This is a genomic window from Amycolatopsis rubida, assembly GCF_900115345.1.
GTDB classification, from domain to species: domain Bacteria; phylum Actinomycetota; class Actinomycetes; order Mycobacteriales; family Pseudonocardiaceae; genus Amycolatopsis; species Amycolatopsis rubida.
In genome coordinates this window covers 19,557-27,165 of the sequence record NZ_FOWC01000031.1, presented here as the reverse complement: position 1 = coordinate 27,165, position 7,609 = coordinate 19,557, and the positions used below count along the sequence as shown (strand labels likewise).

Below are 7,609 nucleotides of genomic sequence, written 5' to 3'. Positions count from 1 at the left end.
TGATCAGTCATCCCCACCGCGGGCATCCCCAGCCGGGCCGCCTCCGCGAACAAAGGCCCGATCTTCGCCGCACCGTCCAACATCGAATACTCAGTATGGACGTGCAGGTGGACAAACGATGGCATGGCCGCATTGGACCCGCCGCACCGCGCCGCCGTCCAACAACCGACACGCGTGCTCGGACCACCTCCGGTTGTGCCCCGAGGTGACCGCCGGTTGGCGAGTCCACAATGGACTCGCCAACCGGCGGGTTTTATTCTTCGGAGTCGTCGTCCGCGAGCAACGCGTACAGCCGGCGGCGGGCTTCGCGAAGGACCTTGCGCGCCTCCGCGCATTGCGCCTCGCTGCCGGTGTGCGCGACCTGCGCCGCGGCCCCGGCCAACTCGCCGATCTGCTGATACAGCGCCGCGAAGCGGTCCGCACCCGGCTCCTCGTCGCGAGCCGGAGACTCCCAAAGCGCGGCGAACTCCTCCGCGCGCCCCGCGACGTGCTCCCGCCCCGCTTCCGTGAGATGCGCGACGCGACGGCCGCCCTCCTCCGCGGTGCGGACCAGGCCTTCGTCCTCAAGCTGCTGCAGAATCGGGTAAATGGACCCCGGGCTGGGCCGCCACTCGTCATGCGTGCGACGGCGGATTTCCTGCATCAGCTGATAGCCGTGGCGGGGTTCCTCCGCCAGCAGGGCGAGAACCGCCGGACGCACCGGGCGGGCCGGGCCTCGCCCGCCGCGGGGCGGACCCCCGAAGAACCCGCCCGGGCCGCCCGGGAAGCCAGGGAAACCGGGAAATCCCGGCCGATGCGGCGGCCCGGGCGGTCCCGGCGGGCCGGGCGGGAAGCCGCCCCGGGCTTCGAGCACGGTGTCGTCCCAGGCCTCCTCGCCGCCGGGCCGGCCCAGGCGACCGGGGTGGCCCCGGTGCTCGCCCGGACGGCCGAAGTGCGTGTGGTGCTCCCCCGCTTCGCCCGGGTGACCGGGGTGTCCGTGAGGTTCCCCCGGCCCGCCACGCCAGCCCGGATGCCCGCCCGGCCAACCCGCGTCCCAGCCCGGGTGACCAGGGTGTCCCTGAGATTCCCCCGGCCAGCCCACATGACCGGGCCAGCCGAAGGCAACTCCCGGCTCCCCGAACAGCCCGGCCTGCCCGCCCCTGGCACCGGGTTCACCGAACACCGCATGCTGGCCGAACCCGGCTCCCAGACCGCCGAACCGCCCAGGCCAGCCACGCTCCCCGCCTGCCCCAGGCCACCCGGGCCCCTCCCCCGGCCCGCCCGGATGTCGCCCCCTCCCCTCGCCGGGCCCGTCGCCGTGCGCCTCCGGCCTGCCGAACGGCACCCCGCGGTCCCCGTCGCCAGGGTGAATCGCTCCGGGGCGGCCGAATCCGAACGGCACTCCGTGTCCACCGAAGCGTTCTGGGCCGCCGAAGCCCCGGAACAGGTGTCCCCCGCCTGCGGTCCTGGTCATGTCATCCTCCTCCGTCGAACAATCGCCGATATGCCCACGATATATCGGCGATTGTTCGACGGCAAGGCCGCCTGGACCCAGCGGGCAGAAAGCTCAGGACGTCCCGGCGGGCGCGGTGGTCGCGCCTTCGCCGCCGAAGCGGATGGACTTCGCTTCCTTCCCGAGGGAGGTCAGCACGGCGACCGCGATGAGCACCGGGATCACCGTCCACAGCAGCGCGGCCGGGTACCCCTGCGACTGCGCGATGCTTTCCTGGATCGGCAGGTTCAGCGCGGCCAGCAGGTTGCCGAGCTGATAGGTGACGCCGGGGAAGAAACCGCGGATCGCGTCCGGGGACATCTCGGTCAGGTGCGCGGGGATGACGCCCCACGCGCCCTGCACCATGATCTGCATCAGGAACGAGCCGAGCGCGAGCATCCCGGCTCCGTGGTCGACGGCGAAGATCGGGACGATCGGCAGGCCGAGGACCGCGGCGCCGACGATCGTCATCCGGCGGCCGAAGCGTTCCGACAGCGAGCCGAAGACCAGCCCGCCGATGATCGCGCCGACGTTGTACAGCACGGCGATCCACGTGCTGGTCGCCGCGCTCAGGCCCGCGCCGCCGTGCTCGGTCGCCTTCAGGAACGTCGGGTACACGTCCTGGGTGCCGTGGCTCATCCAGTTGAACGCGGTCATCAGCAGCACGAGGTACCCGAACCGGCGCAGCACCTTCGGGTTGAACAGGACGTCCTTGACCGACGTCCGGGTGACGCGCATCTTCTCCTGCGCCGCCTCCCACACCTCGGATTCCTTGACCCGCGCCCGGATCAGCAGGCTGATCAGCGCCGGGAAGATGCTCAGCACGAAAATCCACCGCCACTCCAGGCCGAGTGCGGTGTGGAACAGCAGGTACGCCAGCGCGGCCAGCAGGTACCCGGCGGAGTAGCCGGCCTGCAGCAGCCCGGAGAAGAACCCTCGCCGCTCCACCGGGATCTTCTCCATCGCGAGCGCCGCGCCCAGGCCCCATTCACCGCCCATGCCGACGCCGTAGACGAACCGCAGGATCAGCAGCACGGTGAAGTTCGGCGCGACCGCGCACAGCACGCCTGCCGCCGAGTACAGCAGGACGTCGACCATCAGCGGGATGCGCCGCCCGGACCGGTCCGCCCACAACCCGAACAGCAGCGCGCCGAGCGGGCGCATGACGAGCGTCGCGGTGGTGATGAACGCCAGCTGGGTGGCCGTGGCCCCGAACGACTTGTCCTTCGCGATGTCCGCGAGCACGAACACGACCAGGAAATAGTCGAACGCGTCCATGCTCCAGCCGAGCCACGCGGCGAGGAACGAGTTCCGCTGATCGGCGCTGAGTTTGCGTTTTTCCCTGCCCCCTGCTGCGTTTTCGGTCACCGGCTTGGTCTACACCCGGTGCGGCGGAGAGGCAAGAGTCGCATGTGGACTCCCCCGGCCCCTGACATACCCAGCGAAAAAGGATGAAACGGGCTACCCGGGCGCTTGCGCCGAACGGGTCAGCAGGTGCGCCTCGCGCATCCGGCCGTCCCCGGTGAACCGCCCGAAAAACGCGACCTCGATCTCCCTTTCCTGGCTGGCGAACGTGCAGCGTGTACCGCGCGGCGATGCGGTCGTCCTCGGCCATCGCCTCGTGGACTTCGATCCGGCTTTCCGGCCGGTTTTCCGCACCGGAAGGCAATGCGCGATCAGCCGCTCGCGGTCGATCCGCACCCTGCCGCCGCGTCTTCGTCGGTGCGCACCAGATCGTCAGTGAACGAAGTGAACTCCCCGGGATCGCCGCGTTCGGCGGATAAACTCTGACACACTGTAAGGTATCCGTCCGAGCTAACCTTGACAATGTGTAAGAAATGGTGAAACTCCGCGCCGCGATACTCGACGCGGCGCTCCGCGTGCTGGAAGCGGATCCGGACGCGAGCGTCGAAGCCGTCGCCGCGGCGGCGGGCGTAACCCGGCAAACCGTGTACGCCCATTTCCCGTCCCGCGAACGGCTTCTGGCCGCGGTGCTCGACCGGCTCACCGAGGAAGCTGTCGACGCGGTCTTACGAGTGCTAGCCTCCGCTCGCCGGACGTCCTCGCGCTATCCGATGCTGCTGCGCCGGTTCGCCTCGCAGCACGAGCCAGTCGCCAAGAGATTGCGGCCGATCGTCGAACGCGGGCAGCGCGCCGGGGAGTTCGACCGTCGTCCGCCGGCGGATTGGCTGGTCACGGTGATCATTCAGCTCAGCCACGCCGCCGCGGGCGAGGTCGACGCGGGACGGCTTTCCACGGAGGAAGCCGAAAGAGAGCTTTCGGCCACGGTGGTGCGGGTGCTCGGCTCGGCCTGAGGCTCAGACCGGAACACGGGAGTGCACCCGGCGGCCGATGTCCCGCGCCCACGCCCGGATCCGCTCCCAGTCGCGAAAATCCCCGGCCCGGCTGCCGCGCGCCATCAGCCTTTCCAGCACGCCCTCCGCAAGCGCCGGATCAAGCCGCCCACCGAACGTTTCGGTGCGCCCCGCGTCGATCGCAGCGGCCAGCAACGTCACCCGTGCGGGCAAGCTCACCCTGGCTGAATTCGCGCCAGGACCACACGGTCCACTGTGGAACAACCACACCGGACGCGCCCGCAACGCCTCGGTGTTGCGCTCCAGCAACCGCACCGCTTCGGGCCGCCACCGCGAGTAGTAGAGCGCACTGCCGACCACCACCGCGGCATACGCCGTGACACTGCCGGCCTCGCCCGCATCACGCACGTCGACGGCAAACCCGGCCGCGCGCAACTCCTCGCCGACAACTTCGGCGATCTCGCGGGTGCCACCGTGCTTGCCCGCGTACGCGACGAGGACATTGATCATGACTTTATTGTCCACCCCCGAGACGAACCTCGCCCGGCCGAACGCCGCCGTCCGTGAAGGGCTCTTCGCGGCTTTCAGGCCGGACCGCACACTCAGGCTTCGGGTGCCACGAGAACGCGACCACTCACCCCATCGTCCGATGCCGAGAAGCCAACCCCCCAAACACCGTCTGCACCAGCGCCAGCACGATCAGCACCCCCAGCGCGGGCTTCCAAGACGAAGCAGCGTCATGCACCGCCCCGATGACGATGGGCCCCAGCGCCGCCAGCGTATAACCCGCAGACTGAGCCATCCCGGACAACACCCCAGCGTCAGAATAATTCTTGGTACGCAGCCCAAACAGCGACAACGCCAACGCCAACGTGCTCCCGCCAGCCAACCCGGCGAAGACAGCCCAAACCACCGCGATCCCCGGCGCGACCAGAAGCCCAGTCAACGCGACCGTCAACAACGACGATCCCGTGATCGCAATCGGACGCTGATCAGGCAGCCGGTGGATCAACACGGAGCAGACCAAGCTGCCAACCAGACCGGAAAGATTGAAGAGCAACTGGTGAAACCCAGCCGTCACCAAGCTGAGCCCCGCGGCGTGCTCGATCGAAGACAGCCAGGTCACCAGCACATAGAAGGCGAGCGACTGCAACCCCATGAACACGGTGACCTGCCAGGCCAGCCCGTTCGTCCACGGCCGCGCCGCACCGGTCGTCCGCACGAGCGCCGGTGCGGCGGCGGAACGGCGCAGCTGCGGCAGAAAAACCCCGAGAGCGACGAGCGCGAGCCCCGCCCAGACGCCCAGCGAAAGCCGCCATCCGCCGGCCTGCTGCCCGGCCAGCGGGACCGCGACCCCAGCAGCAATCGCGGCGACACCGGACTGGACGGCGGTGTACGTGCCGGTAATCGGCCCGACGCGGGCCGGGAAATCACGTTTGACGAGCGCGGGGAGCAGGACGTTCAGGATCGCGATGGCGACCCCGAGCAGGGCCGTTCCAGTCCACAGCAACACCTGCGGCGGAGCCGAGCGCACCAGGATCCCGATCGCGAGCAGCAGCACCGCCGCGCCGAGCGCGCGTTCAAGGCCGAGCTTCGCGGCAACCTTGGGGGCGATCGGGGAGCACGCGGCGAACGCGATGAGCGGCACGCTGACCAAGACGGACGCGGCTACCGAGGAAAGCCCCTGGTCGGCTTGGACGAAGCTCAGAACGGGGCCGAGAGAGGTGATCGCGGCGCGCAGGTTCACAGCGATCAGCAGGACGCCGGCGAGGACGAGCGCCGGACGCAGCGAGGTCGCGCGCTCGGGGGCGGCACGGGCGGTCATGCGGCCTCCGCCCCGGGGAGCGCTGGGACGGCCCGGCCTCCGCGCCGCACAGCACCGACGGGCCGCAGAACCGGGTCGTCGATCATCGGAACCTCTCCCCCGCCGCCGGAGCACTCCCTGCGCCCAGCGCTGGATACCACCGGCATCGGGCGGACTCGCCGGTACCGATCCTGCCCGGTCGGGCGCCAGGTCGGCAACAGCCTTACCGGTGCCCGGATTCGCCGACCGCGCTCGACTCGCGGGGCAGTCCGGCCGCGCAGCGGCACCGCTGAACCAGCCGGGCCGTCCCGCGCTGGTTCAGCGCACCGGCGCGATCATGGCCACAATGGACTCAGCCACGTGCGCGTCAGTGCGTTCGTCACCGGACGCGGCGAACTCGGCCAGTTCAAGACCGGGATGTTCGACGGCCGCGATCGCTTCGAAGATCTCGCGGGGCAGCAGTCCGTCGAGGTGACCCGATTCCCTGGTATGCGGAGTGGGGAAATCGCCGTACGCGTCGATCCGCGGCACCACGCAGGCCGGGTACGCCAGGAATCCGGCGGGCAGCGTCGCGAGAATTGCCGAACAGGTGCTGGCCGCGAGCACGGTGCGTCGTCCACCGGACCGGCGGGCACCGTGCCGCTGCCGCGCTCCCGATCATTCCCGCGCCGCGGTCGTCGATACGGCCCCGGGAAACGATCATTTCACCATCGCCTGGCTCCGGTCAGGCAGGGGCCGCCGCCTCGTCCGGCTGCGCGGTTTCGTTTTCCCGGAAGGAAAACGGGCAGGTATCGGTCCGGTCGACGTCCTCCTCGGGCAGGCCGTACTGCCACCATTCCAGCCCGGCGACGCCGTAGGAGCCGAGCTGGCGGGCGCGCGGGGCGCCGTCGTAGCGATCGATCCTCGCCCGGATGTTGCCGCGGACGTTGCGGCCGCTCGGGGTGTCGCCCGCGACGACGTCGAACCGCTCCCGCGGGTTGATCACGAGCACGAAGTGCTCGCCGAGGTTGCGGCTGCGCCGGACCTCGTGCGCGGGGCTGCTCATGTTGACGAACAACGGCATCCCGTTGAAGCACATAGACCACGAGCTTTCGCCGGGGTCGGTGCCGACGTTCTCCGGCCACGGGGCCGGGTCGACGCGGTGCAGTTGCTGGATCGCCTCCCAGCCGAACGCCTGGTACCCGGCGACCGACCCGGCGGACACCGCCGCGGGCGAAAACACGATCAGCAACGGGTACGCGGTGTCGAGATGACCGTTCCAATTCCGGGAAAGCTCGACGTAATCGGCGAGTTCGCCGCCGAGTCTCGCGATGGCGTCCGGTCCGGCGTCCTCCGCGAAAGCGAACAGCAGCAGCCTCTTCCGGAACGCGTTTCTGGAGAAGACGCACGGGAAACCGCGGTCGGTGAGCCGGGACTCGACGTCGCGGAAAGCGCGGGCGCGCCAGCCGTTTCCGAATGTTTCAGCCTCCTGCTGGGTGGCCAGGGTGGTGCTGCGGGATTCGAGCAATCGATGCATTCCGGCCCTCCGGGAACATTCTTCCTCGGGATACGCGTGCCCCGCTCCGCCGTCCGGCCGGGCCGCGGTCGCGCGGCGGTGATCGAGCCGCGATTCGGGGCCGCGGGCAGTTATTCCCCCATCGGACCAGCGCTGCCCCTCAGAACTCTATGGACCCAGGCCACCCCGCGCAGCGACCATCCGAGTGAACAATATTCGGCGAAGAATGCGCCGAAACAAGCCTCGGAACCGACCAATTCGCCTGCGACGTCCGGCGCAACCCGCGGCGGAGACAGCACGAGGTCACCCGCGTCAACTGGACCGGACCACTGAAACACCTTGGCAGAAGAGCGAGTCTTTTTCGTCCACAGTAGACTTTCACTGCGCGGACATTCAGGAAAGGAATCAACCGGTTCGCCCGGATGCTCCGACGACCGTACGCCGATCCGCCGATCCGAACCCGGAATCCCACCCGCACGGCGGTGCGTTTTCGAAGACGTCCGACATTTCTTGGCGAACTGCTC

Annotated in this window: 9 protein-coding genes; 1 reads left to right on the top strand and 8 read right to left on the bottom strand. The window is 69.4% G+C overall.

Going from position 1 to position 7,609, the window contains the following annotated elements:
* The 4 genes from BM362_RS50885 to BM362_RS45730 all read right to left on the bottom strand — a co-directional run.
* The coding region (locus BM362_RS50885) for a PHP domain-containing protein (protein WP_167545684.1) at nt 1-125 on the bottom strand (125 nt) is incomplete at its 3' end.
* 128 nt (nt 126-253) lie between these two features.
* Entirely contained in the window at nt 254-1,453 is a 1,200-nt protein-coding gene (locus BM362_RS48625; protein ID WP_244287498.1) for a PadR family transcriptional regulator, read from the bottom strand.
* 93 nt (nt 1,454-1,546) lie between these two features.
* A complete protein-coding gene (locus BM362_RS45735; RefSeq protein WP_342029844.1) occupies nt 1,547-2,749 on the bottom strand; it encodes an MFS transporter in 1,203 nt (400 codons plus the stop codon).
* A 183-nt stretch (nt 2,750-2,932) separates the two neighbouring features.
* Complete coding sequence (locus tag BM362_RS45730) at nt 2,933-3,172, bottom strand: hypothetical protein (protein ID WP_244287497.1); 240 nt, start codon at nt 3,170-3,172, stop codon at nt 2,933-2,935.
* A gap of 137 nt (nt 3,173-3,309) precedes the next feature.
* On the opposite strand from BM362_RS45730, the gene BM362_RS45725 reads away from it, so the two are divergent.
* Nucleotides 3,310-3,786: a TetR family transcriptional regulator gene (locus BM362_RS45725; protein ID WP_067578811.1), complete on the top strand. Its 477-nt coding sequence runs from the start codon at nt 3,310-3,312 to the stop codon at nt 3,784-3,786.
* Between the two features lie 3 nt (nt 3,787-3,789).
* On the opposite strand, the gene BM362_RS45720 is transcribed toward BM362_RS45725, so the two are convergent.
* From BM362_RS45720 to BM362_RS45705, 4 genes are all read right to left on the bottom strand, one after another.
* Complete coding sequence (locus tag BM362_RS45720; protein ID WP_067580089.1) at nt 3,790-4,296, bottom strand: flavodoxin domain-containing protein; 507 nt, start codon at nt 4,294-4,296, stop codon at nt 3,790-3,792.
* A 124-nt stretch (nt 4,297-4,420) separates the two neighbouring features.
* Nucleotides 4,421-5,533, bottom strand: coding sequence for a CynX/NimT family MFS transporter (locus BM362_RS45715; RefSeq protein ID WP_208865540.1), 1,113 nt, complete (start codon nt 5,531-5,533; stop codon nt 4,421-4,423).
* A gap of 375 nt (nt 5,534-5,908) precedes the next feature.
* Nucleotides 5,909-6,196 carry an arginase family protein gene (locus BM362_RS45710; RefSeq protein ID WP_093577378.1) on the bottom strand — a complete coding sequence of 96 codons (288 nt, stop codon included), beginning with the start codon at nt 6,194-6,196 and terminating at the stop codon, nt 5,909-5,911.
* Between the two features lie 118 nt (nt 6,197-6,314).
* Nucleotides 6,315-7,106, bottom strand: coding sequence for a YqcI/YcgG family protein (locus BM362_RS45705; RefSeq protein ID WP_093577377.1), 792 nt, complete (start codon nt 7,104-7,106; stop codon nt 6,315-6,317).
* Nucleotides 7,107-7,609 lie beyond the last annotated feature (503 nt).

Bases quoted from the DNA above. Each gene is read 5' to 3' on its own strand.
- BM362_RS45735 (WP_342029844.1), bottom strand. From the start codon at position 2,749: ATGGACGCGTTCGACTATTTCCTGGTCGTGTTCGTGCTCGCGGACATC.
- BM362_RS45725 (WP_067578811.1), top strand. From the start codon at position 3,310: ATGGTGAAACTCCGCGCCGCGATACTCGACGCGGCGCTCCGCGTGCTG.
- BM362_RS45720 (WP_067580089.1), bottom strand. From the start codon at position 4,296: ATGATCAATGTCCTCGTCGCGTACGCGGGCAAGCACGGTGGCACCCGC.
- BM362_RS45705 (WP_093577377.1), bottom strand. From the start codon at position 7,106: ATGCATCGATTGCTCGAATCCCGCAGCACCACCCTGGCCACCCAGCAG.
- BM362_RS48625 (WP_244287498.1), bottom strand. From the start codon at position 1,453: ATGACCAGGACCGCAGGCGGGGGACACCTGTTCCGGGGCTTCGGCGGC.